The sequence below is a fragment of the Vibrio qingdaonensis genome (genome assembly GCF_026191675.1).
In the GTDB taxonomy this organism is placed as follows: Bacteria; Pseudomonadota; Gammaproteobacteria; order Enterobacterales; family Vibrionaceae; genus Vibrio; species Vibrio qingdaonensis.
Map to the genome: position 1 here is coordinate 116,606 of NZ_JAKRRY010000009.1, position 26,239 is coordinate 142,844.

Sequence of the window (26,239 nt, forward strand, 5' to 3'; positions counted from 1 at the left end):
CCTTAATTTCTATATCGTGAGAATGTCAAATCTGAGGCTGTCGTCTGTCATACCAAACATAACTTTTTTCCCCCAGTATTCACTTTCAATCTGGTCGCTCAGCCAGTAGTTACCAGCGATGGAAACTAGCTCAGCTTGTAAATCGTGACAGAGGATTTTTGCGTCGGTGGAGCCGCTAGCGCCTGCAATCGCGCGTCCTCGGAGTGTGCCATGAATATGAATAGTACCGTCAGCAATCACTTCAGCACCGGCACTTACGTGGCTTAAAATCACCAAGTCGCCATTTTTGGCATAAACTTGTTGGCCGGAGCGCACGGGAGTACGAATTATTTTGGTCGGCTCCATTTTTGCCGGCGCTTTGGCTGGCGTTTTACTTGCCGTCATAATGGCAAATCCAGCGTCAGATGCTAGATTTTGGGTACGTTTATCTTTACACCCCGTCACACCTACAGGGATCATTCCGGCTTCTTCAATACCTAGTTTTAGGTCGAGAAACACGATATCTTCGTGGACTTGGCTGATATTCAAGACAACGGGTGCCGCAGCAAAAAAAGTTGGAGCTTGATTCACTTTTTCTTTTAAAAAGTGAACGGCTTTAGACACATCGTTGTCAGAAAGATGCAACACCGATAAGGTGAAGCTACTGCCTTTCAAATCAGGGGATGGTGACATTAATGATCAAATCCTTGTGCCAATGACATTGCTTTAGGTTAGGCTAATCATGTTATATTTCAACACTAAAGACAGCAAGCTATCTTGCTCCCAAATAGATAATTTACTCTCATTTTCGATTAAACAACCTGCATCGCCTTTTTTTCAACAAAAACAGCGGTGACAAAAGAGACATATCATGCTTTGTTCAATTTATAAAAGTGCAAAAAAGCAAGGGGCTTACCTCTATATCACTAAGAAAGATGACTTTTCACAGGTTCCTGACGCCTTACTTGAAATGTTCGGAAAACCGACGTTAGTTATGGTTGTAAAATTGGATGGCCGAACGCTTGCTCAGGTGGATGTCGATATCGTTAAACAGTCATTACAAAATGAGGGTTTTTTCTTACAGTTACCACCACCGCAAGAGAACTTGCTCGAAACGTATAAAGAGCAAAAAAAGGCGCAGAAAAAACAATAAGACAAATCGGTGAAGACGCTCTAGGGAGGGCACTTTGAAAAGAATGTTATCAGTTGTGTTAGGCGTCAGCTTATCTGCGAGCGTACTCGCATCAGAAAAAGGCAGCTTTGAAGAGTACGTTGAAGGCTTAAAGCAAGAAGCAAAGTCGTTAGGTATCTCGCAACAGATCTTAACAGAAGCATTCCAAGGCGTAGAGTTTAAGCCGAGGGCGGTGACTGCCGATCGAAATCAACCAGAGAAAAAGCTAACACTAGACGAGTACATACCGCGAGCGGTGCCAGACTGGAAAGTCAAAAAAGCCAAAGAATTGCACCAAAAATACTACGCTGAACTTCAACAAGTCGCGGATGAATATGGTGTTCAGTCTCGCTTTATCGTCGCGCTTTGGGGCGTAGAGAGCAATTTTGGTACCTTTACAGGCAATTATCGAGTTATTGATGCGTTGTCGACCTTAGCTTATGAAGGGCGACGTGAAGCCTTTTTCCGTAAAGAAGCACTCGCAGCGTTGACTATTTTGGAGCAAGGACATATTGCCCCAGATAAAATGAAAGGCTCATGGGCGGGGGCAATGGGGCAGAGTCAGTTCATGCCGAGCTCTTTCTTAAACTTTGCGGCCGATGGTAACGGTGATGGGAAAAAGGATATTTGGAACTCAGAAGCCGATGTTTTTGCGTCGACCGCCAATTATCTTGCCCAGTCGGGATGGGATGACAGTTATACATGGGGACGCCAAGTTAAAGTCCCTCACGGTATTTCACCCGAGCTACAAGGGCGAGAGGCAGCCAAAGGTAAGTATCTTCAAGAATGGAGTAAACTTGGCGTCACTCGTTATGATGGTCGTCCACTGCCACAGCTAGATGAGGACATTAAAGCATGGCTAATTATGCCCGATGACGAAAATGGTCGCGTGTACTTGGTTTATAACAATTACAATGTACTGATGAAGTGGAACCGTTCGTATTATTTTGCGCTTGCGGTTAGTCATTTAGCTGACCGAATTGCAATGGATTAGTACGCTTTAGTTTTGTATTGAAGAGAAACATTCGACAAAAAGGGCCTTAAGAATCTTTATCTTAAGGCCTTTCTATTATCTGTTTCGGTATCCTATCTACTCTTCTCCAATGGCGTTATCTAGCCAGTTACGCCTTCTAAAAAACGAGTGAGTTCGTCAACCGCTTGGCGATTTGAGGACTGAACGGTCACTTCTGTCCCTTTTACCAAGTTTAATGTTTGGATTTTGAAGAGATTCTTTGCGGTGGCACTTTTGCCTTGCGAGATAAGCTCTACGTCTTCCGCATACTTTTTTGCTTCTTTAACGAATAGGGCGGCAGGACGTGTATGAAGGCCGCTTTCGGCAGTAATCGTGGCACTCTTTTTGTACATAGTGTCTTATCCTCATGATTCATTGTTATTTCTTATCTTGGTCTAGTTTTATCTGAGCACCTGTCGAAAAACCGTGACCTAAGTGCAAAATGCCAATTGTCAAAACGTATATTGGGAAAAAATGAGAACCAGTATTAATTATTGTATTGATTTATATGCGTTAAAAATAAAAACACCTCAACTTGATGTCTCAAATTGAGGTGTTAGCGTAATCGAAGATTTGAAAAGTAGCGCGTTACTTTTTAGCTGTGTGGAACTGCTCGCAGGCAATCATGGTGTTTTCAATCAAACTTGCCACGGTCATGGGGCCAACACCACCTGGGACGGGGGTGATAAAGCTGGCGTTGTTTTTTGCTACATCATATTCCACATCGCCAACTAATTTGCCATCGTCCATTCGGTTGATACCCACATCGACAACGACAGCGCCTTTCTTGATCCAGTTACCCGGAATGAAGTTAGGTTTACCAACGGCAACTACGACGATATCGGCTTGACGAACATGACCTTCTAGATCTTTAGTGAAGCGATGACATGTCGTCGTGGTGCAGCCAGCAAGTAGAAGCTCAAGTGTCATAGGGCGGCCGACGATATTAGATGCACCAACGACGACAGCATGTTTGCCACGCATTGGGATGTTATAGCGATCCAATAGGGTAATAATACCTTTTGGTGTGCAAGAGCGTAGTTTAGGCATACGTTGAGCGAGTCGACCTACATTGTAGGGGTGGAAACCATCAACGTCTTTCTCTGGGATGATGCGCTCAAGAATAAGCGTGTCGTCAATGCCTGCGGGGAGGGGCAATTGCACTAAAATACCATCTACTTCAGGGTCGTTATTAAGGGTATCTACAAGGCTTAATAACTCATCTTGGTTTGCGTTTGCAGGCAGATCATAAGACTTAGAAACAAATCCCACTTCTTCACACGCTCTGCGCTTACTTCCGACGTAAACTTGTGAGGCAGGATCTTCACCTACCAGAACAACCGCTAAGCCCGGCGCCCTAAGGCCAGCGTCGGTACGTGCTTTTACTCGTGCAGCGACTTCAGAGCGGACAGTTTGAGAAATAAGTTTCCCATCGATGTTTTGAGCAGTCATAATTTTCCTTGAGAAAGTTAATTGGCTGTTATTTTTGTGTGTATTGTCCCAGAAAAGTATTTCAAAAGCCAGAAAGCAAACGTTTGCCTCGTTTGAAATATCACCATTGACTGATAGGTTGTGGTTTTTTTGGGCATTTGAATCACAAAGAGTAAGAAAGCCATTGATTTACCGAGTTCATCTCGTATAATCCTTTCCCTGTAGCGCGCCCTTAGCTCAGCTGGATAGAGCACGTCCCTTCTAAGGATGTGGTCGTAGGTTCGAATCCTACAGGGCGCGCCATTTATTAAGAAACCCCTGATAGCTCCTTGAGTTATCAGGGGTTTTGCTTTTTCTGCGATATATATCGTATCTGCTACACTATCATCACCTTATTGCGCGTCATTCATCACGCGTTATTACTAGCGCGTCATCGACAATGTGAGAGACTCTTTATGCCGTTTACTAAACTTGGGCTCAGTGCCCCATTACTGAATGCGATTGAAAAAGTAGGGTACGATAAGCCTACCACTATTCAGAATAAAGCCATTCCCCTCATTTTAAACGGCGACAACCTACTTGCTGCGGCGCAAACTGGTACCGGTAAAACGGCGAGCTTCGTTTTACCAATTCTAGAAAAATTAAGTCGAGCGGAAACCCAGCGTAAGAAGCGGGCAAGAGCGCTTATTTTGACTCCGACACGGGAGCTCGCGCAACAAGTTCACCAAAGTATTGAAACGTACGGTCAAGAATTGTCGCTAAAATCCATGGCGATGTATGGTGGAGTTGATTATGCACCACAGAAGCAAGCATTAATTGATGGTATTGATATTGTAGTGGCAACACCTGGCAGGTTGTTAGACCTTTATGGTCAACATGCTATTCACTTTGATGAAGTGGAATGCTTGGTATTGGACGAAGCTGACAAAATGCTTGATATGGGCTTCATTGAAGCGATTAACAAGATTATTGCTCGAGTGCCAGAAGACGCACAAACACTGCTGTTTTCCGCTACGCTGTCCAACCCTGTCCGAGAGTTGGCCCGCAGTGCGATTGATAACCCATCTGAGATCAGTATTGCTAAGCACAGCGCCTCTAAGGGGAATATTAAGCAATGGATAGTGACGGTTGATAAAGATATTAAGTCATCATTGTTAAGCCATCTATTAACAGAGAATTCATGGTCTCAGGCATTGATTTTTATTGAGACGAAGCACGGTGCTGCAAAACTAGTGAGTCAACTTGAGAAGCGCGGAATTCAAGCGGAAGCGTTCCATAGTGGTCGTAACCAAAAAGTGCGTCAGCAGCTGATTGAAGATTTTAAGGCTGGGAATATTCAATACTTGGTGTCAACAGGGGTTGCTGCGCGTGGTATCGATATTGAAAACTTACCGGTTGTGATTAACTATGACTTACCATTCCCGGCAGATGAGTACGTGCATCGAATTGGTCGTACAGGGCGAGCAGAAGCAGCGGGCGAGGCGGTATCTTTAGTATCGAAAGACAACTTTAAGAATTTATGCATGATCGAAAGTCGATTAGGGCACTTGCTTGAGCGCGTGGAGATTGAAGGTTTTGAACCTCGTAAACCAGTGCCGATTTCGATTTTAAATTATGTACCAAAGCATAAGCGTAATAGCGAAGAGCGGTAATCCAATCATCGTAGCGCTGAACGACTAACAGTAAGCGAATCACAGTCAGCGATAAACGATAACAGATGACCCATAGCCTCTAGTGTTTCATTAGAGGCTTTTTTACGTTTGGAGAATCGTGTAATTCATTATCCTAACGACTCAATAATTATCCTAACTACTTAATAATTATCCTAACTACATGCTGAAATTATACTAGGTTATTAAAACGCTGGCTGGTAAGGGCTCGCGTATTAATTTATGGCTACATTGGATGAGAGGACTATCATGGCAAGACGCTGGTGGGGATTGTGGGCGATTTGCTTAGCTTTTACGGCAAGTGCTGAGGTATTTGATGGCTTTCCTGATGTGGTGGTGTGTGAAGTCGGTAAGCCTTATCGCAACGGCTCAATTACTTTATTTGCTGAATATCAGGATCAAAACCGGATTGTGTATTATCGCAGTATGGATGGAAAGCAAGGCGTCAAGATCGATCGTAAAGGGTTGGTGAGTGCGAGTCACAAGCACAGTAAAAATAACTGCGTTGGCCAGACATTGAACACCTTAATGTCAAAGGGGAAAACCTTTAATTTTCAAATGATAGAGAAAGAATAAGCAGCTCGATTGAGCTGCTTAAAATTTGCATTTTCGCAATAGTATTTTCGCAATAGCACTTGCGCTGCTGTTTCGAACGTTTAATCCGCCTTTTCGATCAAAAGTGTAATGCCATCGACATCAATGACTCGTACTAATGACCCTGACGCTATGGGTTCATCGCTATAGGCGGTCCAAGACGTGTCCCCAAGATTAATTCGGCACTTGCCTTTAGTGATATCGTGATCTAACACGGCGGTTTGACCGATCAGCTGCTTATCTTTTTGGTTTAGCACTCTGCTGTTGTCTGAACGTGTGTCAGTCTTATGCTGTTTTCGCCACCATAGCCATGTGAGCACAAGGGCGAATACGCCAAAGCTTATCCATTGTAGCTGCCAACTGATAGGAAGAAAGGCGACAATGATGCCAACCAACATAGCAGAGATCCCAAGCCACAATAAATAGCCAGCGGTGCCGAGTAGCTCCCCACATAAGAGAAGTAACCCAAATGCGAGCCAGTGCCAGTAGTTAACTTGGTTTAGTAGCTCAATCACGCTTTTTCCTTGTTATCAGCTTTGGATTGATTAAACATTTCCGCGATGCCAGCGACTGACCCCATTAGACCTGTAGCTTCAAGTGGTAGCATAATGATCTTGCCATTTTCGGCTTGGCCAATTGACTTTAGAGCATCAGTATAGCCTTGCGCGATAAAGTAGTTAACCGCTTGCATATCGCCTTGGGCGATAGCTTTTGAAACCATTTCAGTGGCTTTAGCTTCCGCTTCAGCGGCTCTTTCTCGCGCTTCTGCTTGAAGTATAGCAGCTTGCTTCTCACCTTCCGCTTTTAAGATTTCGGATTGCTTATGTCCCTCTGCACGTAAAATCTGAGCCTGTCTTACCCCTTCCGCTTCTAAAACTTCAGCACGCTTGTTTCGTTCGGCTTTCATTTGAGCATTCATCGCAGCGGTGAGATCGGCTGGTGGCTGAACATCACGTATTTCGATACGGGTGACTTTTACCCCCCACGAGTTGGTTGCCTCATCAACGATAGCAAGCAACTTAGTATTTATGGAGTCACGCTGGCTGAGCATTTCATCAAGCTCCATTGAGCCAAGTACAGTACGCATATTGGTGAGAGTAAGATTGCGAATAGCATGTTCAAGATCAGTGATCTCATAGGCGGCTTTGGCCGCGTCGATGACTTGCACAAAGCAGACGGCATCGATCACCACATTGGCATTATCTTTACTGATGACTTCTTGTGGCGGGATATCCAGTACGCGCTCCATCATATTGACTTTATTACCAATGGAATCAACAAATGGAATGATGAGGTTCAGCCCCGGTCTAAGGGTATGGGTGTAGCGTCCAAAACGTTCGACAGTCCAGTTATCGCCCTGTGATACAGTTTTAACCCCAGCAACTAAAAATACGATTGCGACGAGGATAAAACCACCAATAGTAACCATTGCATCAATAGCCATGAGCTAACTCCTTGTATAAAATTTAATCCATTCTGGATCAATATTAACGTGAGCGCAAATAGAATAGTGTATTGCTGTGTATCGAAGGAAATGACTAAATTGTAAATAATATCAGAAGGTTATTAAAAAGGGAGGTTTTCCCTCCCTTTTGTTTGATCAGTAGAGCAGGGAGTAGAGTTGTCGGCGATATTTACCAGCGATTGGATTACCTTGTCCTAGAGCTGAGAGGATGTCCATGAAGGTCTTCTTTAGCTCTCCATCTAACGCATTGAGATCGCGGCTAACATGGCCCCAAAGTAGCTCAAGAGCTTCTTCATCTCGACCAACTTGATGGTATTGCAGGGCCAGTTCTGCAACGATTTTAAGTTCGCTAGGGGAAGCGTGTAGAGCGGCTTCTAATGATTGAATTTCTGGACTGTCGGCGGCTTGCTTGTGCAGGTCAAGCTTAGATACTAACGTTTTATAGTAATTGTCTTTATATTCTAGCGGAATGCTGTCTAGCATCGCTTCAGCGAGGTCGAATTGATTGGTTTCTAATAAACTGTTTGCTCTTGCGAGCTTAATTTCACCCTTGCTTTGGTATTCTTCTGACAAAGTCGCAAAGAGAGTTAGAGCTTCGGCATGCGCGTCTTGCTGAGTCAGTTCTAGCGCTTTTTGTGCTGTCAGTTCATCTTGGCTTGGTAGGTGTTTCGCTAACATGGCTGTGATGGCTTCAAGAGGCTGGGGACCACCTAGTCCGTCTACCGGCTGACCATTGACGAATAACGCGATCGTCGGCAGTGTTTGTACGCCAAATTGACCAGCAATAGCTTGCTGTTCTTCGCAGTTCAATAGGGCTAGGGTAAAAGCACCGCTGTATTGTTCTGTTAATGCTTTTAATGATGGGATCATTTGAACGCTTTCTTCACTCATCGGCGCCCAGAAATGAATGAGTACTGGCGTGCTCATAGAGCCTTCTAATACTTGGCGAAAATTTTGCTCATTCAGATCAACAATATACGGAGGTTGCATCCAATAGTCCTTGTTTGTATTCACGTTAGTTCTACAAGCAAGATTGGTATGAAAGAGCAGAAATTCAAGGGTGTAAAGCAATTCAAGGTTATAAAGAAAGTAAGCGTGGTGCAGAAACCAAAACACCGCGCTTTTCAGCACGGTGTTTATGGTGTTTTCGGTATCGGCTGTTTGGGGGAGTTAAAACCAAACAAAATAGGCGAGCGTCACCCCCACAGCGACCCAGTTAAGCTGATTTAACGTCATGTTGTCGTATCCAGATTAATCACTGCAAGTTGTAGGATCGTTATTGATCCTTTTTAGAAAGTCGTAGCAATAAAACCGATTGCTGCGAGCCTATATTGAGTAATATATCGATACTTTGTGACATTAAAATTACAAATGAGCGAATTCTATGCAGCTTTTCGCAAAATTGGGTCAAGCCACTTGCCCGGTAGTAGCCTTTTTAGTATCGCAAAGATCTTTGTCGGCGTTGTGACTCGGTATCTGAGTTTAGGACGCGTGGACTCAAGGGCATGAATCAATGCTGGCAAACAGGACTCTGGAGGTAGCGTAAATTGGTTGTTTGATTCTGTGACCGAAAGACGCTGCAGCTGCTTTTGATACTCGTTTTTATGGATACTAGCTTCGACGTTGATCCATTTAAGAAAAGCCATTTTAGCATTGCTTCGAAATTGTGTTTCGATAGGGCCGGGTTCAATTAAGGCTATACGTACGTTGGATGAGTGTAGCTCTAAACGCAATGTGTCTGTCCATCCTTCCAGTGCGAATTTAGAGGCGTTATAGGCCCCACGATATTTCATCGCAGCGAAACCAAGAACGGAACTATTTTGAATGATACGACCTTCATTTTGCTGACGCATAATCGGTAAGATAAGTCGTACTAGTTCATGCCAACCAAAGAAATTAGCCTCAAATTGAGCTCTGAGTCCGTCAGTCGGAAGGTCTTCTAATGCTCCCGGTTGCCCATAGGCGCCATTATTGAATAAACCATACAATCTGCCTTCACAAAGTGCGAGGGTCTTTTGCACACCAAGTTGAATACTCTTTGTGTCAGTAAGATCCAGCTGAATACAGGTTAACCCTTCGCTTTGCAGGCGTTTTACGTCCGATGAGGAGCGACATGATGCAATGACATGATAGCCGCGTTGATTGAGTGCATGCGCGGCAGTATAGCCAATACCGCTGGAGCAACCTGTGATTAGTATAGCCTTTTTCATTTAACATTAACGCCTTAGTCCTTCAGAGAGCTAACCATAGCGACTAGAGGCAGGTCGAGACAAGTGTTATCGACTTTTAATTAAAATATTCTTTAAAGCGGGCTCAACATGGGGAAAAGAAAAGTTAAACCCTATTTCAGTTAAGCGTTTAGGTTTTGCTCTGACACTGTCTAGTAACAAGCATGATGACTCTCCCATGAGTACTTTTATGAGCCATGTAGGGGTCATTAACAAGTGAGGGCGTTTTAGGGTTCTTGCTAATATTCGGCTAAATAACGCGTTAGAAACCGCGTGGGGTGCGCAAAAATTGTAAGGGCCTTGTGCATGGGGGGTGTCGAGTAAGGTGACGATACCTCTTACCATGTCGAGGATATGGATCCATGGTAGATACTGCTTACCATGACCAATTGGGCCACCAAGCCCTAGTTTGTATGGAAGTAACATTTTGTGTAGTGCGCCGCCATTGTCCCCCAATACAACACCGGTGCGTAATAGACAAACCCGTGTCCGCTCTGATTGCGCTCTCATTGCAATAGCTTCCCATTTCTCACACACGTTGTGAGCAAACGAGTTTTGATGCACCTGTAAGCTTTCGTCGAAAGGATGGGATTGTTGGTCGCCGTAATAGCCCACGGCAGAGCCGCTAATGACAACACTGGGTGGTTCGGTACTTGCGTGAATAAGAGTGACGATCGTTTCAGTGGTTTTCCAACGGCTATCGCAGATGATTTTTTTCTGATGTTGGCTCCAGCGCTTATCCGCAATGGGTTCTCCTGCAAGATTAATGACACCATCAAATGCGTTGAGGTCGTCAAAAGTATCGAGAGTGGATAAGTAAGTAATGTTTCCAACATCGGTATGCTGGAGTGTCGATTTCGCTGCTTCAATATCACGACTGATCACGGTAACCGTGTGTGTGGTGAGGTGTTTAAGTAGTTCTTTACCGATAAATCCAGTACCACCGGTCACTAACAGATGCATTCGAGCTCCCTTAATTACTTGTTAACCATTAAGTCTTTTACTTTTTCGTCAATGTGTTGCGACGTTTGTTCCCCAAGTAAGCAGAGTCGGTAATTTGACTATAGGTAAATGATTTGACGCCATTACGTAAATATAGCAATGAAATTGCGTTATGGACTAACTCTAATAACGAACATGGTTAAATGGTGGAGATCACAGAATGGTAAGTAACTCTGGTTAGGTTGCATGGATGCTGTAATTGTCACATCTTCTTACAAATTTCTTTGCCATTCTAAAGTGACAATATGAGGTACGGGAGAAATACGTGCAAGGAATGAAAGCCCTCATACATGCCATGTTGAGCAGTTTGAAAGATTTAATGCCCATTATCATTGTGGTGCTTTTCTTTCAACTTGTCGTGCTCCAAGAGCCGCTTCCTAATGTGTTATCGATTCTTTTTGGTTTGTTTCTGGTGGTGTTGGGACTGACTTTCTTTGTTTTTGGTCTCGAGATGGGGCTATTTCCTATTGGGGAATCCATGGCGCAGGCTTTTGCCAGAAAAGGCAGTGTTTTTTGGTTAGTGCTATTTGCATTTTGTTTAGGGTTTGGCACGACGATCGCTGAACCCGCATTAACAGCAGTCTCCGCGGAAGCAGCAGAGGTGGCTGCGGAAGGGGGCATGATAGCGTTAACCGAAGAATCAATGCAGAGCTATGCGATGGGCTTACGTCTATCGGTTGCCTTTTCGGTGGGGCTTGCGATTGTTCTTGGCGTTATTCGAATACTCAAAGGTTGGCCAATTCATTGGATAATTATTGGTGGTTACATAGGTGTTGTAGTGTTAACAGGGTTTGCCCCAGAATACATTATTGGTGTGGCGTATGATTCTGGAGGCGTCACGACTTCAACCATTACTGTCCCCTTGGTGACCGCACTGGGAGTGGGGCTCGCGAGTACGATTAAGGGGCGAAACCCCATGCTAGATGGCTTTGGATTAATCGCATTTGCATCGCTACTACCTATGATGTTTGTCATGGTCTATGGGATGGTGATGGCATGAGTTTTATCTCAGAGTTGTTACAAACTTTATTTTTCACGGTCCGAGATGTGACCCCAATTATTGTGATCATTTTTGGTTTTCAGTTTGCAGTATTGAGAAAACCGATTGCTCATCCACTGCGCGTAGCTGTCGGCTTTGTCTACGTGATTGTTGGCTTAAGTTTATTTCTTATCGGCTTAGAAAAAGCGCTTTTTCCGCTTGGGGAAACGATGGCAATGCAACTCACAGCCCCCGACTTTCTTATTGATGTAAAGCTATCGATCGGTCACTCGCTAGAGTGGTTTGATTATTATTGGGTGTATCTTTTTGCGTTTTGTATCGGTTTTAGTACCACGATAGCAGAGCCCTCTTTACTTGCTGTTGCGATAAAAGCCAACCAAGTGTCGGCAGGCTCCATTTCGGTTAATGGCCTGAGGATCTCAGTCGCGTTGGGGGTGGCAATAGGCATTTCTTTAGGTAGCTATAGAATTGTGGTGGGAGACCCTATCCATTACTACATCATCGCAGGTTACATTCTAGTGGTGGTACAAACATTCTACGCGCCAAAATTGATCGTCCCTCTTGCTTATGACTCAGGGGGGGTAACAACATCAACGGTAACCGTACCTTTGGTGACCGCATTAGGCTTAGGGCTCGCTTCAACCGTACCGGGAAGAAACCCTATGATTGATGGCTTCGGGTTGATCGCATTCGCGAGTCTGTTTCCCATTATTTCTGTCATGGCCTATGCACAAATTACTCACTGGTTGAATCAACATGCGAACACGGTTGGCTCGATCGAAAAGGAGAATGATAATGCGCTTTAAGTTACTGCTTGCGTTTGTTGAGGACAGCAAAACAGACGTAGTGCTCGATGCAGCAAGGGAAGCTGGTGCGACCGGAGCAACGGTGATCAACAACGCTAGAGGCGAAGGTTTAAATAAGAAACGCACCTTTTTCGGTCTGACGTTAGAGGTGCAAAAAGATGTATTACTGTTTGTGGTTGAGGAGCATTTGTCGAGACAAATACTGGAAACAATTAGTGAAGTAGGGGAGTTTGATCAAACCTCAGGGCAGGGTATCGCGATTCAAATTGATATTGAAGATGCCGTGGGTGTCGCTCACCAAATGGAAACGTTAACCAAAGTGGTTGAGGATGAATTATGAGTTCACAACAAAAAATATACGTTCGTGATGTCATGGCGAATACCTATGTGATGGTCGATGGGCTAAAAACCGTTCACGAAGGTATTGTGTTAGCAAAAGAGCACCAAGTAAAGGCGTTGGTGGTGAGTAAGCGTCATGATGATGATGAATATGGCATTGTACTGATGAATGATATTGCTAAGAAAGTACTGGCGCAAAATCGTTCTTCTCATCGGACGAACATCTACGAAATCATGACCAAGCCTGCTTTGTCAGTCGACCCAAACATGAATGTGAAGTACTGTGCTCGCCTCTTTGAACGCTTTGGCATTAGTCGGGCTCCGGTTATCGAAGACGGTAAGATTATTGGTATGGTCAGCTATAACAATATTGTGGTGAATGGCATGGCACGTGAGGAATAGCGGCAAAACTGAGTTACAATAGCCTCATAACGTGAGTTGGAGGTAAATCCGTGAAATTATTCTTTGCATCAGACCTACATGGTAGCGTGAGTGCGACGCAACAAGTATTAGAAGCATACCGTCAATCGGGAGCAGATCACCTTGTCATTCTAGGCGATGTACTCAACCATGGCCCGAGGAACCCGGTTCCAGAGAGTTACAATCCACCAGAAGTCGCCGCATTGCTCAATGATTTCCAATCTGAAATTATTGCCGTGAGAGGAAACTGTGATAGTGAGGTAGACCAAATGTTACTTCACTTTCCTATGATGGCGGATTACGCATGGGTGCTATTGCCATCGGGTAAGCGTTTATTTTTAACGCATGGGCATTTATATAATGCAGCTAAGCGTCCCAAGCTTAAAAAGGGGGATGTCATTGTTCATGGGCATACGCATATCCCTGTCGCTCAATGGGACGGGGAACAAGTGATTTTTAATCCCGGCTCAATTACTTTTCCAAGAGATGGCTATTCGGCGAGTTTCGGCCATTTTGAAAATGATACATTAAGTGTCAGAACGTTCGCGGGGGATGAGCTTTGCTCGATTAAGCTTTAGTCGGACGAATTTTAGAGTTAAAAAAACGCAGCCAATGGCTGCGTTTTTTTCGACGTATCTAATAAATTAGTGACTAATTATTTAGTTACGCGTAGTACTGGTGTTTCACCAACAGTAACAGAACCAGATAGCTTGTTCAGCTCTTTGATTTCGTCCATGTTAGAGATAACAACTGGAGTCAGCGTAGATTTAGCTTTTTCTTCAAGAAGTGCTAGATCGAATTCGATGACAGTGTCGCCGGCTTTAACAGTTTGACCTTCTTCAGCGATACGCTTAAAGCCTTCACCTTTTAGCTCAACAGTGTCGATACCAAAGTGAACAAATAGCTCGATGCCATCGTCAGATTCGATAGAGAACGCGTGGTTCGTTTCGAAGATCTTACCGATAGTACCGTTTACAGGAGCGACCATTTTGTCGCCAGCTGGTTTGATAGCAATACCATCACCAACGATTTTCTCAGCAAAAACGACATCTGGCACGTCTTCGATGTTTACGATCTCACCAGATAGTGGTGCGATGATTTCGATTGCACCAGCGTCAGCGCTGTCGTCAGATACTAGCTTCTTCAGTTTGTCAAAGAGACCCATGTTGTGCTCCTAAAGGTTTGATTTTATTCTGCTCAATTATATTAGCAGTTTGTCTTTTCTGCGATAAATTTTTCGACGTGCGCTTCAATTTCTGCAGCAGTCGCCATTTCTAGCGCTTCATCCGCCATAGCTTTTACTTCTGCGAAGTTAGCGTTACGGATAACTTTCTTAACCTTAGGAATAGAAATACCGCTCATACTAAACTCATCTAGGCCCATGCCTAGTAGAAGTAACGTCGCGCGTTCGTCGCCAGCAAGCTCGCCACACATACCCGTCCACTTGCCTTCTTTATGCGAAGCGTCGATCACCTGCTTAATTACGGTTAATACCGCTGGTGAAAGTGGGTTGTATAGGTGAGAAATTAGCTCGTTACCACGGTCTACTGCTAGAGTATACTGAGTTAAGTCGTTAGTACCAATACTAAAGAAGGAAACTTCTTTCGCTAGGTGGTGAGCAATCGCTGCAGCAGCAGGTGTTTCTACCATTACACCGATTTCAATATCTTCATCAAATGCGATGTTTTCTGCGCGAAGTTCCGCTTTGTATTCTTCGATAGCTTTCTTAAGTTCACGGATTTCTTCAACAGAAATAATCATCGGGAACATAATGCGAAGCTTACCGTGTGCAGAAGCACGTAGGATGCCGCGGACTTGGTCACGTAGAATTTCACGACGATCCAAGCTAATACGAACCGCACGCCAGCCTAGGAATGGGTTCATTTCTTTTGGAAGATCCATGTACGGAAGATCTTTATCGCCACCAATATCCATAGTACGGATAATGATTGAGTGGCCATTCATCGCTTCAGCAACTTCTTTATACGCTTGGTATTGTACTTCTTCTGTAGGAAGAGAATCGCGGTCCATGAATAGGAATTCAGTACGATACAGACCTACACCTTCACCGCCGTTACGGTTGATACCGTCACAGTCTTTTACGGTACCGATGTTGCCACAAACTTCTACACGGTGTCCGTCTAGAGTTTCAGCTGGTAGGTCTTTAAGTTTTGCAAGTTCTTCTTTTTCAGCAAGGAACGACTCACGGACTTGTTTTGCTTCAGCAAGTTCTGCTTCAGAAGGATTGATGATGATCTTGTTGTTCATCGCATCGAGAATCAGCATGTCGCCGTTCTTGACTTGCTTCGTGATATCGTTAGTACCAACGATAGCAGGAAGTTCAAGTGAACGAGCCATGATAGAGGTGTGCGAAGTACGGCCACCGATGTCACAGGCAAAACCAAGGACATAATCTAGGTTGATTTGCGCTGTCTCAGAAGGCGTTAGATCGTAAGCAACAAGAAGCACTTGCTCATTGATGTCGCTAAGTGACACGATATTAATGCCAAGCGCATTTTTAACAAAGCGAGTACCGATATCACGGATATCCGTTGCGCGCTCTTTTAGATATTCATCATCTAAAGATTCAAGTGCACACGCTTGCTCTTCGATTACGGTGTAGATTGCGTGGTCCGCAGACATTTTGTCTTTCTTGATGAGCGCTAAGATCTCTTCTTCGAGCTCTTCGTCTTCAAGAAGCATGATGTGGCCTTCGAAGATGGCTTCTTTTTCTTCACCAAAAGTTTCTAGTGCCTTCTGCTTAACAATTTCTAGCTGAGCTGATGATTTGTTACGAGCGTCAAAGAAACGCTGAACTTCTGCTTCAACTTGGTCATCAGAGATGGTTGCTTTGTTAAGAACAATTTCGTCTTCTTGAAGTAGTAATGCTTTACCGATCGCAATACCAGGAGATGCTAGGATGCCTGAAATCATAGCTTTACCTTAATGTGGTCAAATGTATAAAGAAAGGGTGACTTACGTTGCTACATTTATGTGTAGCTGATAGTCAGCGCTATTTCCAATAAAGCCACTTTGCTTTCGACAAAATGGCTTTAGGAGAGTGCTGCTTAGTGAAGCTCGTCCATTAGAGCAACTAGGTGGTCTACTGCTTGTTGAGCCTGTGGGCCTTCAGCAGAGATAGTTACGTTAGTACCTTTAACTAGACCTAGAGTCTGTAGTTTGAATAGGCTTTTTGCGCTAGCGCTTTTGCCGTTAGAAGTCACAGTGATGTCTGCGTCAAAAGATTTTGCTTCTTTAACGAACTGCGCTGCAGGACGAGTGTGAAGACCATTTTCTGCTGTGATTTCTACTTGCTTCTCGTACATTTTAATACCCCAATTGATTTATTTTATGTTTGTTTTCTTAACTAAAGCCAAGCTTAGCGTCATTTTTTCATTCCTGCTATAGGACTAAAGTTATGATTCATTAAGCGCCGCATTGGTCTTGAATTGTAGGCTATGATTGCAGTCTTCGCTGTCTCCATATCCTACGACTATTCTTTAAACTGCTTATTTATTTTTTAGCTTAAAATAAAACTGACCTGATATTACCAAAGGCTGACAGAGATTCAACAAAAAAGCCCCATAAAGGGGCTTTTTTAAAGCAAAATTTGATTTGGCAACATATTATTGCTGAATCTCTTTGTCCGTGAATATACCTGCGAACAATGCTGAACTGAGGTAGCGTTCGCCCGAGCTTGGTAATACGGTAACTATTGTTTTTCCTTTAAATTCAGGGAGTTCCGCTAGTTTGTTTGCCGCTACTACAGCCGCTCCTGAGGAGATACCAGCAAGGATACCTTCCTCTTCCATGAGACGGCGAGCCATATCAATCGCTTCATCAGATGTTACAAGTTCCACACGGTCGATAACTTCCAAATCGAGGTTTTCTGGGATGAAACCAGCACCGATACCTTGAATTTTGTGTGGAGCGGGTTTGATTTCTTCGCCAGCCAGCGCTTGGCTAATGACCGGAGACTCTGCGGGCTCAACTGCCACAGAAATAATAGCTTTGCCTTTTTCGCCCTTGATATAGCGGCTTGTACCCGTAATGGTACCGCCGGTGCCGACACCAGCAACGAAGACGTCAATTTCACCATCCGTTGCGTCCCAAATTTCTGGGCCCGTTGTTTTCTCATGGATAGCCGGGTTTGCCGGGTTGTTGAATTGTTGCAGAAGTAGGTACTTCTCTGGATTTGAGGCAACAATTTCTTCAGCTTTAGCAATTGCGCCTTTCATTCCTTTCGCTGCTTCAGTCAGTTCTAGGTTTGCGCCTAGAGCTTTAAGTAGCTTACGACGCTCCAAACTCATTGATTCAGGCATTGTAAGTGTCAGTTTGTAACCACGAGCAGCAGCAACAAAAGCAAGCGCGATACCTGTATTACCACTGGTGGGTTCAACAAGCTCAATGCCAGCTTTTAGCCTGCCATTTTTTTCTGCTTCCCAAATCATGTTGGCGCCGATACGACACTTAACACTGAAACTAGGGTTGCGAGCTTCAACTTTAGCTAGAACGTTACCATTACTAACTTTGTTAAGGCGAACCAGAGGAGTGTTACCAATGGTGAGTGAGTTGTCTTCGTAGATCTTGCTCATTATATGTTCCTTCATTCAGTTAACCGTATCGGTCAGCGATTACATGATAAGAATATGATTTTGTTGGGTGGGGGAGAAGAATTAAATAGTTATATATTATGGAAGAAAGTATGGAAAGCCTGAATTGTTAGCGCAAGCCCAGTAAATAAAGCGCATAGCCCAAGGGAAAATTGTGTTGTCATTGACTGCAATGACGCAATATTTCCATAGGCTATGCCGCTATTCATTATTTCCTACGTAGGTAAAGTCCCCACGCTAAACTTAACAACACCCAACCGTAAAGAGGCCATGTTCCGGCCTCTCTGTACCACGTTGTCCCGTTTGTCGGCGTGACTTCTGTACGCAACACTGCCGTTTCAAACTGTGGGATTTGCGCAGTAATTTTTCCGTTATGATCGGTGACAGCCGTAATGCCATTGTTGGTTGACCGTATTAATGGTATTCCAAGTTCTAGCGCTCGCATTCGAGCAATTTCCATATGTTGTAACGGGCCAATAGAGCGACCAAACCACGCATCGTTAGATAACGTGAGCAAGTAATCGGTCTCTGGTGTCACATTTTGTCGAACCTGTTCGTTAAAAATAATCTCATAACATAAAGCCGGCGCTAAATGCATGCCATTGGCAACGATATTGGGTTGTACATATGCCCCGCGACTAAACGAAGACATAGGTAAATTAAAAAACGGAGCGATTGGACGAAGAAGATCTTCAAAAGGAACAAACTCGCCAAAAGGCAGTAAGTGGTGCTTGTGAAAGCGCTCATCAAGGTCAAGCTCATAGTCCCCATAAGGGGTTTGTCCCACAACCAGAATACTGTTGTAGTATTCATCAGACTCTGACTTATTGATCACACCGGTAATGATGGCGGTATTGTTCATTTTCGCCGCTGAGTCTAAATTGCTGAGGAACGACGGCAGCTCAAATTCCATTGCGGGAATTGCCGCTTCAGGCCAGATAATGATATCAGCGTCCCAGTTCTCGCGGCTAAGGTCGGTGTATTTCATAATCGTCGGCCAGCGTTGGCTAGGTAGCCATTTTAGCGCTTGGTCAACGTTGCCTTGTATGAGCGCAACGCTTTTGGTCCGGGTGGGATCCGGTGTGACCCAGTCATAATTACGCAATCCGAAGCCAACTGAAAAAATGACTAACGGAATAACAGTAATAAGCCAGTGTTTGCTTTGAATCGCGTAAGCTAAGCTCGCTGACGTTACGATAATTAGTAGGGTAATGAGCTCAACGCCGCCCATCGGTGCGTAACTGGCTAACGGCCCGTCAATTTGACTGTAACCTAACCATAACCAAGGGAATCCTGTCATTACCCAGCCTCGAGCCCAGTCAAACACTAGCCACAGTGCAGGGGCTGCAAGTAGGTAGCGTGTGCGATTCTCATTTGGGAAAAAACGGTTTAATGACCAAGCAAACAGGGCGGAATAGATGGAGAGATAACCCACTAGCAGCGCCATTAGGAGTACGCTGGCGAACTTTGGCATACCGCCAAAGCTATCAATACTAACGTGAACCCAACTAATGCCTGTCGCAAATTGGCCAAAACCCCAGGCGTAACCAATAAAAAGCGCACGCCGAGCGGTTTGTCCTTGCAGTAGAAACAATAAGATAAGTGGGCTTAACAGAGCAAGTGGCCACAGTTGATAGGGAGCGAAGGCTAGGGTTGTACTGGCGCCAACAAAAGCGGCCCCAATGGGCCGCAATAGGCGAAGATAATTCTTCATTTAATGGTGGTCTCACTTAACCGGTGAACATTGGGTATCGTTATTCTTCGACACTCGATGCTGCTTCTAGATCGGGAATGGTCACTTGAACTTGTACCACTCGACGATTATCCGCCGCTGTCACTTTAAAGGTATAGTTTTCTATTTCGACCACTTCCCCTCTAACAGGTAAGTGACCGAATGCGGTCATAATTAAGCCACCAACAGTATCAACTTCTTCATCGCTGAAGGTTGAACCAAAGGTGTCATTGAACTCTTCGATGGTCGTGAGAGCTTTGACGGCAAAGGTGTGTTTGCTCAGCTTTCTGATGTCTAGCTCGTCATCATCATCAAATTCGTCTTCGATTTCGCCAACAATTTCTTCGAGGATGTCTTCAATGGTCACGAGACCAGACACTCCGCCAAATTCATCAACGACGATAGCCATGTGATAGCGCTCCTCGCGGAATTCCTTAAGTAAGCGATCAACACGTTTACTTTCTGGCACGACCACGGCAGGGCGAATCACTTCTTCAATGTCAAAAGGGGCGCTATTCGAGCCCAAGTAACGGAGTAGGTCCTTAGCTAAGAGAATACCTTCCACATGGTCTTTATCTTCACTGATCACTGGGTAACGAGAATGCTGTGCATCGATCATTAGTCCAATCAGCTTATCGAAGTCATCAGAACGTTCGATAGTAACCATTTGTGAGCGAGGCAGCATGATATCGCGTACTCGCATTTCGGAAATTTCCATGACACCTTCAAGCATATCTCGTGTGTCATGGTCTATTAGGTCATTGACTTCAGAGTCACGAATGACATCTACAAGCTCTTGGCGATCTTTTGGTTCACCTTGAAATATTTGACCTAGGCGCTCAAAGAAGGACTTTCTACTCGGACCTTCAGATTTTTTACTGTTTCCCTCGGGGTTAGAGGGAGAAGACTCTTCGTTCATGATTTCTCAATTCAGAATGCTATCAGACGTGTGATAGCGCACATAAGAAGAGGCAAAGCCTCTATTGTTTCTCTGCTATATACGGGTCTTCAAAACCCATATCTAGCATGATTTCGGTCTCTAAAGCTTCCATTTCGTCAGCTTCTTCGTCATCAATATGATCATAACCTAGCAGATGAAGGCTGCCATGTACAACCATATGTGCCCAGTGTGCAGTTAGGGTTTTTGACTGCTCTTTCGCTTCTTTTTCTACGACTTGGCGACAAATAATCAGGTCACCAAGCAAATTCATTTCAATACCAGGAGGCGCTTCAAATGGAAATGACAAGACATTGGTGGATTTGTCTTTCCCGCGATAATCGTGGTTGAGTTGTTGGCTTTCAGCTTCATCAACGATTCTAATGGTCAGCTCCGCTTCCTTTTGAAACGGGATAATCGCTTTGTCTAGCCATTGCTGAAACTCCGCGTGAGAAGGCAGCCCTTCTTCAGATTCGACCGCCAACTGGAGATCAAGTTCAATGCTCATCATTTACCTATTTATCAAAACTTGTTAAAGCGTTATTGAGGACTGACATCAGTCCCAGAGTTAAGTTTTGCTGCTTCGTGTTCTTCACGACGACGGCGTTCAATCTCTTTTCGCGCTTTTTGGTCAGCCGATTCCCACTTCTCATAAGCGTTGACGATACGAGCGACAACGGGGTGCCTGACCACATCATCCGCTTGGAAGAAATTAAAACTGATTTCATCCACGTCATTGAGAACTTCAACCGCATGACGAAGGCCTGATTTTGCCCCACGAGGTAAATCAATTTGTGTCACGTCACCCGTAATGACCGCGCGTGAGTTAAAACCAATCCGGGTCAAGAACATCTTCATTTGTTCGACGGTGGTGTTTTGGCTTTCATCAAGAATAATGAAGGCATCGTTAAGTGTACGACCACGCATATAGGCGAGGGGGGCCACCTCAATAACGTTGCGCTCTATCAGCTTTTCAACACGCTCAAAGCCTAACATTTCAAATAAAGCATCGTAGAGTGGGCGCAGATATGGATCCACTTTCTGGCTCAAATCACCGGGTAAAAAACCCAGTTTTTCGCCCGCTTCAACGGCTGGGCGAGTCAGTAGAATCCGACGAATTTCCTGACGCTCTAGCGCATCAACCGCCGCAGCAACCGCGAGGTAAGTCTTACCTGTACCGGCAGGTCCTATTCCAAAACTAATATCGTGTGTCACCATATTAACAAGGTATTGTGCCTGGTTGGGGGTACGTGGCTTGATGATGCCTTTCTTGGTTTTGATAAAGACTTCTTTACCGTGAGCAATGTCTGACTCAGCACTTTGTTCCAGTATTCCGGACTCTTTAACGGCGAGGTGGATTTGCTCTGGCTCGATATCTGGAAATTGTCCACGAACAGGCGCGGTATCGACATAAAGTGACTTGATAATCTCCAGCGCTGCAGCGCTAGTGTGCGGCTGACCGACGATAGTAAAGAAGTTGCTTCGATGATTGATTTCAACGCCTAAACGACGCTCTAAATGTTTAATGTTGTCATCGAAAGGTCCGCATAGGCTAGACAGGCGGCGGTTATCAGAGGGTTCTAGGTTGATCTCTAAAGTGACTATTTTATTACTCAATGTAGCCTCACATTATGCCCTATGGGCGATGTATGGAGCCCGATTGCGACCGGGCTCCTCATTAGGTGCTAAGGCGTAAAGGTTGCCACACCTAGCTCATCTTCGCGACGAGTTTTTTCCATCATTTCTGTTGGCGACGTCACAACACGAAGATCGATGTCTTTTTCGGTACGAAGTAGCTCACCGCGAAGCGAGTTCGCGAATACATCGACAATTTTTACATCAACGAATTGACCAATCAGGTCAGCGCTACCTTCAAAGTTCACGACACGGCTGTTTTCTGTACGACCACGAAGCTCCATCAGGTTTTTCTTCGAAGGACCTTCTACTAAAATTCGTTGCTCAGTATCCAGCATCAGGCGTGAGTAACGCATAGCTTGAGCGTTCACAGTCTGTTGCAGTTCGTATAGACGCTCTTTCTTCTCTTGCTCTGGTGTATCACACGGATAATCCGCTGCAGGTGTCCCCGGGCGTGGTGAGAAGACAAAGCTAAAGCTCATATCAAAATCCACGTCTTTAATCAGTTTCATTGTGTCTTGGAAGTCTTTGTCAGTTTCGCCAGGGAAGCCGACAATGAAATCTGAACTGATTTGAATATCAGGACGCGCCTTTCTTAGTTTGCGAATGATCGATTTATATTCAATCGCGGTGTGAGGGCGCTTCATCATCGTCAAGATGCGATCCGAGCCACTTTGTACCGGTAAATGTAAGAAGCTAACCAATTCAGGAGTGTCTTCATACACCGCAATGATGTCGTCTGTAAACTCAAGGGGATGGCTAGTGGTAAAGCGAATACGGTCGATACCATCAATAGATGCAACTAAGCGTAAAAGATCAGCAAATGAGCAAATTTCACCGTCGTGCATAGGTCCGCGGTAAGCGTTAACATTTTGACCAAGAAGGTTGACTTCACGAACCCCTTGCTCGGCAAGTTGTGCGATTTCAAATAATACGTCGTCCATTGGACGGCTGACTTCTTCGCCACGAGTATAAGGTACCACGCAGTACGTGCAGTACTTTGAACAACCTTCCATAATGGAAACAAACGCCGTTGCACCTTCCGCGCGTGGCTCTGGTAGATTGTCGAATTTTTCGATCTCTGGGAACGAAATATCCATAACAGGCGCTTCGTTGCTTTGAGATTGGCGAATCATTTCTGGCAAGCGGTGAAGGGTTTGAGGGCCAAAAATCACATCAACAAATGGAGCACGCTGACGAATATGATCGCCTTCTTGTGTCGCTACACAACCGCCTACACCAATAACGACGCCTTCTTTTTTATCTTTTAGTGTTTTCCAGCGACCGAGTTGGTGGAACACTTTTTCTTGTGCTTTTTCACGGATCGAACAGGTGTTCAATAGTAGTACATCTGCTTCCTCTGGCACTTCTGTCAGCTCGTAGCCGTTAGCAGCATTAAGCAGGTCGGCCATTTTTGATGAATCGTATTCGTTCATCTGGCAGCCCCAGGTTTTAATTAGCAGTTTCTTACTCATCACTTTCGCTCGTCAGTTATTTAAATTCCGTAGAACTATTGTTCAAATTATAGCCGCCATCACGGCGCTAAGCGGCGTATTGTACTGCTTTAAAAACCGCCTGACTAGTGGTAGGGCAAAAACTCTTTGAACGCTTATGGCACCACAGCTGTGAAGAGAAAGTAGCCTCTTAATGTGTAAGGAAATTTGATGAAAATTACTCGCCCTTTGCAGGTTCCATACGTACAATAAAAATACGTCAGAATTCAGGGTAGCAGTGGAACAATGGAACAGTTTGAAATCGTAGTCGTTGGTGGTGGAATGGTCGGCGCAGCCGTCGCCATTGGTTTTGCAAAGCAAGGACGTTCCGTCGCCGTCGTTGAAAAATTCGAACCTAAGCCGTTTCACCTTTCTCAACCGATGGATTTGAGAGTGTCTGCTATTTCTCCTCACTCCATTGCACTCTTAGAAGAGCTCGGTGCATGGGATGATATTGCCGCCATGCGAATCTGCCCTTACGCGCGTTTAGAGACATGGGAGGCTGAATCTTGTCGCCTGCGCTTTAACGCTGACACGTTAGGTGCAGAGCAATTGGGCTATATCGTTGAGAATAGAGTTATTCAGCTGGGATTGTGGGCGCAATTCTTCCACTACGAGAATTTGACGGTGATTGATTCAGATGGGTTGGCGAATATTACCCTCGGCGAAGAGGGTAATACGTTGAATCTAGAGTCGGGTAGGCAACTACACGCGTCGTTGGTCATTGGTGCCGATGGTGCAAACTCAAAGGTGCGTCAAGCGGCTGGTATTGGTGTCACGGCTTGGGACTATCGACAAGAATGCATGTTGATTAATGTGGAAACTGAATTACCGCAGCAAGATATTACTTGGCAATGGTTTACCCCTTCTGGTCCTCGTTCATTTTTACCGCTTTGTGGGCATCAAGGCTCTTTGGTGTGGTACGACGCCCCAAAACGCATCAAGCAATTAAAAGCCATGACATTTAAGCAGTTGGAGAATGAAATTCAGCACTGTTTTCCTGCAGAGTTAGGACCGATTAGAGTCTTAGAACATGGCTCATTCCCACTGACACGACGCCATGCTCAACAGTACTCTAAGCATCGATGTGTTTTAGTTGGTGATGCCGCGCATACCATCAACCCCTTAGCTGGGCAGGGAGTCAACCTTGGTTTTAAAGATGTCAGCGCGTTATTGCAGCTCACTGGTAACAACTCGTCAATAGACCCGGTACTGCGTCGTTATGAAGTTCATCGTCGCCCTGATAATTTATTAATGCAAACGGGTATGGATGTCTTTTATAAAGGATTTAGTAACACTTTGAGCCCTGTGCAGGTGGCACGTAATGCCATGTTAAAGCTGGCTGAGCACTCAGGCCCCATTAAAACGCAAATCTTACGTTACGCTATGGGGCTGAAATAAAAGACCTGAATTATAGGATTGCGTCGACGTTATGGCGTCAGCGCTAGTCAAATACCACACAAACAGGTTTAGGCAACGTTAGCATGACTTTTGCTAACGTTGGTTGGCCTGTTTTTTTATCAACACTAAAGAGGACAAGGTTATTTGAGTTTTGGTTTGCCACGACCAACCAATGACCATCTTTTGATAGGGTGATATCTCTGGGAAAGGAGCCCGCAGTCTCAACGAATCCTTGATAGTTGGGTGAGTTTGGCGAGGTGATATCAAACCAACTAATGATTGATTGATGCCTTCCTGATAAATAGATATAGCGCTGGTCGCTAGAAAGTTTGATGGCGCCAGCTGCTTCGCCTTTACTGTGTGTCGGAAAGGCGGGCTGGATGCTTGTTAGTTGCCATCGCCCATTGGTTTGCTTTTCAATAACGCCTAGTGTTTCATCGAGCTCACATAGAATAAAACCGAACTGTCCATCGTTGCTGAAAACGGCATGCCTGGGACCACTGCCCGCAGGAAGCTTAAGGGTTTGCTGTTGGGTGACGGAATCCTTGTTAAGTTGGTAAAAATTCAGCGTATCCAATCCAAGATCGACCGTCATGACTTGATTAGACTGAGGCACGAATACGATTTGATGGCCATGCGGGCCGCGTTGTCGAGTCGAGTGGTGCCCTTGCCCTTCATTCTGAAACCGAGCTTGCCGCTGACGGATCTCCCCTGTGGGTGCTAATGTATACACCTCAAAGCTGCCTGAACCGTAATGCGCAACGCCGAGCCGGGTTTGACACTCAGAAATAGCCACGTGGCAAGGGTGGTCACCCTCGAGAGGTTGTCTACAGACCTCTTCAAAAGGATCACGTAGAAAGTACAGTGCGGCGCCTTCTTGCTGAGATTGCTCAGAGATGGCGTACCAGCCGCGATCAGTGTGTGCGAGATAAGAAGGGTTATTAATACCAGAAACGTTGTGCTGCGATGTGAGCGCCATAGTTTCAAGGTTAAATGCGATATGGCTAAACCCAGAATATGCGTCATCGCTATATTGCCCTATGCATAACGAAAGCGAAGTTGGTGACATGGTAGTACTTCTATGAGTGATTCGTTGTTCTAGAGTGTTGTAAGGCTATTTAAGAGGATAGGGGGACGTTTTATTTTTGTGAGGGACAGCAAAGCTTTAATTAATCTACTTTTTCAAGGAATAGACGTTCATACGAAAACTCAAGCGAAAAAAAAGCCCGTCATATGACGAGCTTTCTTAATAATGGTGCGGTCGGAGAGACTTGAACTCTCACACCTCTCGGCGCCAGAACCTAAATCTGG

The 26,239-nt window shown here is 44.9% G+C and carries 29 protein-coding genes and 1 tRNA gene; 12 read left to right on the plus strand and 18 right to left on the minus strand.

All coding sequences use genetic code 11. From position 1 onward, the window contains the following. Positions 1-9: 9 nt before the first annotated feature. Positions 10-672, minus strand: a complete 663-nt coding sequence (gene minC, locus MD535_RS09240) for a septum site-determining protein MinC (protein WP_265674571.1) — start codon at positions 670-672, stop codon at positions 10-12. Positions 673-850: 178 nt separating this feature from the next. On the opposite strand from minC, the gene MD535_RS09245 reads away from it, so the two are divergent. Together MD535_RS09245 and MD535_RS09250 are read left to right on the plus strand one after the other, a co-directional pair. Next, positions 851-1,132, plus strand: coding sequence for a YcgL domain-containing protein (locus tag MD535_RS09245; RefSeq protein ID WP_265674572.1), 282 nt, complete (start codon positions 851-853; stop codon positions 1,130-1,132). Positions 1,133-1,166: 34 nt separating this feature from the next. Then, positions 1,167-2,144 carry a lytic murein transglycosylase gene (locus MD535_RS09250; protein ID WP_265674573.1) on the plus strand — a complete coding sequence of 326 codons (978 nt, stop codon included), beginning with the start codon at positions 1,167-1,169 and terminating at the stop codon, positions 2,142-2,144. 119 nt (positions 2,145-2,263) lie between these two features. Here MD535_RS09250 and MD535_RS09255 read toward each other — a convergent pair whose 3' ends face one another. After that, complete coding sequence (locus MD535_RS09255; protein WP_265674574.1) at positions 2,264-2,515, minus strand: HPr family phosphocarrier protein; 252 nt, start codon at positions 2,513-2,515, stop codon at positions 2,264-2,266. A 235-nt stretch (positions 2,516-2,750) separates the two neighbouring features. Next, on the minus strand, positions 2,751-3,614 hold the full coding sequence (gene folD, locus MD535_RS09260; protein WP_265674575.1) for a bifunctional methylenetetrahydrofolate dehydrogenase/methenyltetrahydrofolate cyclohydrolase FolD: 864 nt from the start codon (positions 3,612-3,614) through the stop codon (positions 2,751-2,753). Between the two features lie 205 nt (positions 3,615-3,819). Between folD and MD535_RS09265 the strand changes: the two genes are divergently transcribed. The 3 genes from MD535_RS09265 to MD535_RS09275 all read left to right on the plus strand — a co-directional run bounded on the left by MD535_RS09265 (position 3,820) and on the right by MD535_RS09275 (position 5,839). Further along, positions 3,820-3,896: transfer RNA gene (locus MD535_RS09265), tRNA-Arg, on the plus strand. 152 nt (positions 3,897-4,048) lie between these two features. Continuing rightward, positions 4,049-5,245: a DEAD/DEAH box helicase gene (locus MD535_RS09270; RefSeq protein WP_265674576.1), complete on the plus strand. Its 1,197-nt coding sequence runs from the start codon at positions 4,049-4,051 to the stop codon at positions 5,243-5,245. 267 nt (positions 5,246-5,512) lie between these two features. After that, entirely contained in the window at positions 5,513-5,839 is a 327-nt protein-coding gene (locus MD535_RS09275) for a hypothetical protein (protein ID WP_265674577.1), read from the plus strand. 80 nt (positions 5,840-5,919) lie between these two features. On the opposite strand, the gene MD535_RS09280 is transcribed toward MD535_RS09275, so the two are convergent. The 3 genes from MD535_RS09280 to MD535_RS09290 all read right to left on the minus strand — a co-directional run bounded on the left by MD535_RS09280 (position 5,920) and on the right by MD535_RS09290 (position 8,312). Continuing rightward, positions 5,920-6,372: an NfeD family protein gene (locus MD535_RS09280; protein WP_265674578.1), complete on the minus strand. Its 453-nt coding sequence runs from the start codon at positions 6,370-6,372 to the stop codon at positions 5,920-5,922. Next, positions 6,369-7,301 carry an SPFH domain-containing protein gene (locus MD535_RS09285; protein WP_265674579.1) on the minus strand — a complete coding sequence of 311 codons (933 nt, stop codon included), beginning with the start codon at positions 7,299-7,301 and terminating at the stop codon, positions 6,369-6,371. The genes MD535_RS09280 and MD535_RS09285 overlap by 4 nt, the downstream gene beginning before the upstream one ends. A 156-nt stretch (positions 7,302-7,457) precedes the next feature. Next, positions 7,458-8,312 carry a co-chaperone YbbN gene (locus tag MD535_RS09290; RefSeq protein ID WP_265674580.1) on the minus strand — a complete coding sequence of 285 codons (855 nt, stop codon included), beginning with the start codon at positions 8,310-8,312 and terminating at the stop codon, positions 7,458-7,460. Between the two features lie 48 nt (positions 8,313-8,360). Here MD535_RS09290 and MD535_RS09295 point away from each other — a divergent pair, with 48 nt between their 5' ends. Continuing rightward, positions 8,361-8,552: a hypothetical protein gene (locus MD535_RS09295; RefSeq protein ID WP_265674581.1), complete on the plus strand. Its 192-nt coding sequence runs from the start codon at positions 8,361-8,363 to the stop codon at positions 8,550-8,552. Positions 8,553-8,704: 152 nt separating this feature from the next. Here MD535_RS09295 and MD535_RS09300 read toward each other — a convergent pair whose 3' ends face one another. Beyond that, positions 8,705-9,532 (minus strand): SDR family oxidoreductase, encoded by an 828-nt coding sequence (locus MD535_RS09300; protein ID WP_265674582.1) that lies wholly within the window; start codon positions 9,530-9,532, stop codon positions 8,705-8,707. A 66-nt stretch (positions 9,533-9,598) separates the two neighbouring features. Next, positions 9,599-10,513, minus strand: a complete 915-nt coding sequence (locus MD535_RS09305; protein ID WP_265674583.1) for a TIGR01777 family oxidoreductase — start codon at positions 10,511-10,513, stop codon at positions 9,599-9,601. A 313-nt stretch (positions 10,514-10,826) separates the two neighbouring features. On the opposite strand from MD535_RS09305, the gene MD535_RS09310 reads away from it, so the two are divergent. The 5 genes from MD535_RS09310 to yfcE are packed head-to-tail and all read left to right on the plus strand — an operon-like array spanning position 10,827 to position 13,695. Then, positions 10,827-11,552, plus strand: a complete 726-nt coding sequence (locus tag MD535_RS09310; protein WP_279348245.1) for a DUF1538 domain-containing protein — start codon at positions 10,827-10,829, stop codon at positions 11,550-11,552. Further along, positions 11,549-12,358 carry a DUF1538 domain-containing protein gene (locus tag MD535_RS09315; RefSeq protein ID WP_265674585.1) on the plus strand — a complete coding sequence of 270 codons (810 nt, stop codon included), beginning with the start codon at positions 11,549-11,551 and terminating at the stop codon, positions 12,356-12,358. Before MD535_RS09310 ends, MD535_RS09315 begins: the two co-directional genes overlap by 4 nt. Beyond that, on the plus strand, positions 12,348-12,698 hold the full coding sequence (locus MD535_RS09320) for a P-II family nitrogen regulator (protein WP_265674586.1): 351 nt from the start codon (positions 12,348-12,350) through the stop codon (positions 12,696-12,698). Before MD535_RS09315 ends, MD535_RS09320 begins: the two co-directional genes overlap by 11 nt. Then, on the plus strand, positions 12,695-13,099 hold the full coding sequence (locus MD535_RS09325; RefSeq protein ID WP_265674587.1) for a CBS domain-containing protein: 405 nt from the start codon (positions 12,695-12,697) through the stop codon (positions 13,097-13,099). The genes MD535_RS09320 and MD535_RS09325 overlap by 4 nt, the downstream gene beginning before the upstream one ends. A 50-nt stretch (positions 13,100-13,149) precedes the next feature. Continuing rightward, positions 13,150-13,695 (plus strand): phosphodiesterase, encoded by a 546-nt coding sequence (yfcE, locus tag MD535_RS09330; protein ID WP_265674588.1) that lies wholly within the window; start codon positions 13,150-13,152, stop codon positions 13,693-13,695. Positions 13,696-13,772: 77 nt separating this feature from the next. On the opposite strand, the gene crr is transcribed toward yfcE, so the two are convergent. The 9 genes from crr to miaB all read right to left on the minus strand — a co-directional run bounded on the left by crr (position 13,773) and on the right by miaB (position 23,509). Then, entirely contained in the window at positions 13,773-14,282 is a 510-nt protein-coding gene (crr, locus tag MD535_RS09335; RefSeq protein WP_250618487.1) for a PTS glucose transporter subunit IIA, read from the minus strand. Positions 14,283-14,323: 41 nt separating this feature from the next. Continuing rightward, positions 14,324-16,051, minus strand: a complete 1,728-nt coding sequence (gene ptsI, locus MD535_RS09340; protein ID WP_265674589.1) for a phosphoenolpyruvate-protein phosphotransferase PtsI — start codon at positions 16,049-16,051, stop codon at positions 14,324-14,326. A 134-nt stretch (positions 16,052-16,185) separates the two neighbouring features. Next, on the minus strand, positions 16,186-16,443 hold the full coding sequence (locus MD535_RS09345) for an HPr family phosphocarrier protein (RefSeq protein ID WP_102470818.1): 258 nt from the start codon (positions 16,441-16,443) through the stop codon (positions 16,186-16,188). Positions 16,444-16,743: 300 nt separating this feature from the next. Next, positions 16,744-17,712 carry a cysteine synthase A gene (gene cysK / locus MD535_RS09350; protein ID WP_265674592.1) on the minus strand — a complete coding sequence of 323 codons (969 nt, stop codon included), beginning with the start codon at positions 17,710-17,712 and terminating at the stop codon, positions 16,744-16,746. A gap of 226 nt (positions 17,713-17,938) precedes the next feature. Continuing rightward, complete coding sequence (gene lnt, locus MD535_RS09355; RefSeq protein ID WP_265674594.1) at positions 17,939-19,444, minus strand: apolipoprotein N-acyltransferase; 1,506 nt, start codon at positions 19,442-19,444, stop codon at positions 17,939-17,941. 40 nt (positions 19,445-19,484) lie between these two features. Further along, positions 19,485-20,381, minus strand: a complete 897-nt coding sequence (gene corC, locus MD535_RS09360; protein WP_265674596.1) for a CNNM family magnesium/cobalt transport protein CorC — start codon at positions 20,379-20,381, stop codon at positions 19,485-19,487. 61 nt (positions 20,382-20,442) lie between these two features. Then, positions 20,443-20,907 carry an rRNA maturation RNase YbeY gene (gene ybeY / locus MD535_RS09365; RefSeq protein ID WP_265674597.1) on the minus strand — a complete coding sequence of 155 codons (465 nt, stop codon included), beginning with the start codon at positions 20,905-20,907 and terminating at the stop codon, positions 20,443-20,445. Positions 20,908-20,939: 32 nt separating this feature from the next. Continuing rightward, positions 20,940-22,016 carry a PhoH family protein gene (locus MD535_RS09370; protein WP_265674599.1) on the minus strand — a complete coding sequence of 359 codons (1,077 nt, stop codon included), beginning with the start codon at positions 22,014-22,016 and terminating at the stop codon, positions 20,940-20,942. 68 nt (positions 22,017-22,084) lie between these two features. Then, complete coding sequence (gene miaB / locus MD535_RS09375) at positions 22,085-23,509, minus strand: tRNA (N6-isopentenyl adenosine(37)-C2)-methylthiotransferase MiaB (protein ID WP_265674600.1); 1,425 nt, start codon at positions 23,507-23,509, stop codon at positions 22,085-22,087. 264 nt (positions 23,510-23,773) lie between these two features. On the opposite strand from miaB, the gene MD535_RS09380 reads away from it, so the two are divergent. After that, entirely contained in the window at positions 23,774-24,928 is a 1,155-nt protein-coding gene (locus MD535_RS09380; RefSeq protein ID WP_265674602.1) for a 2-octaprenyl-3-methyl-6-methoxy-1,4-benzoquinol hydroxylase, read from the plus strand. A gap of 43 nt (positions 24,929-24,971) precedes the next feature. Here the strand turns inward: MD535_RS09380 and MD535_RS09385 are convergent, their stop codons facing one another. Then, the gene (locus MD535_RS09385; RefSeq protein ID WP_265674603.1) at positions 24,972-25,997 is read right to left on the minus strand and encodes a lactonase family protein; all 1,026 of its coding nucleotides are present in this window, start codon (positions 25,995-25,997) and stop codon (positions 24,972-24,974) included. Positions 25,998-26,239: the final 242 nt, after the last annotated feature.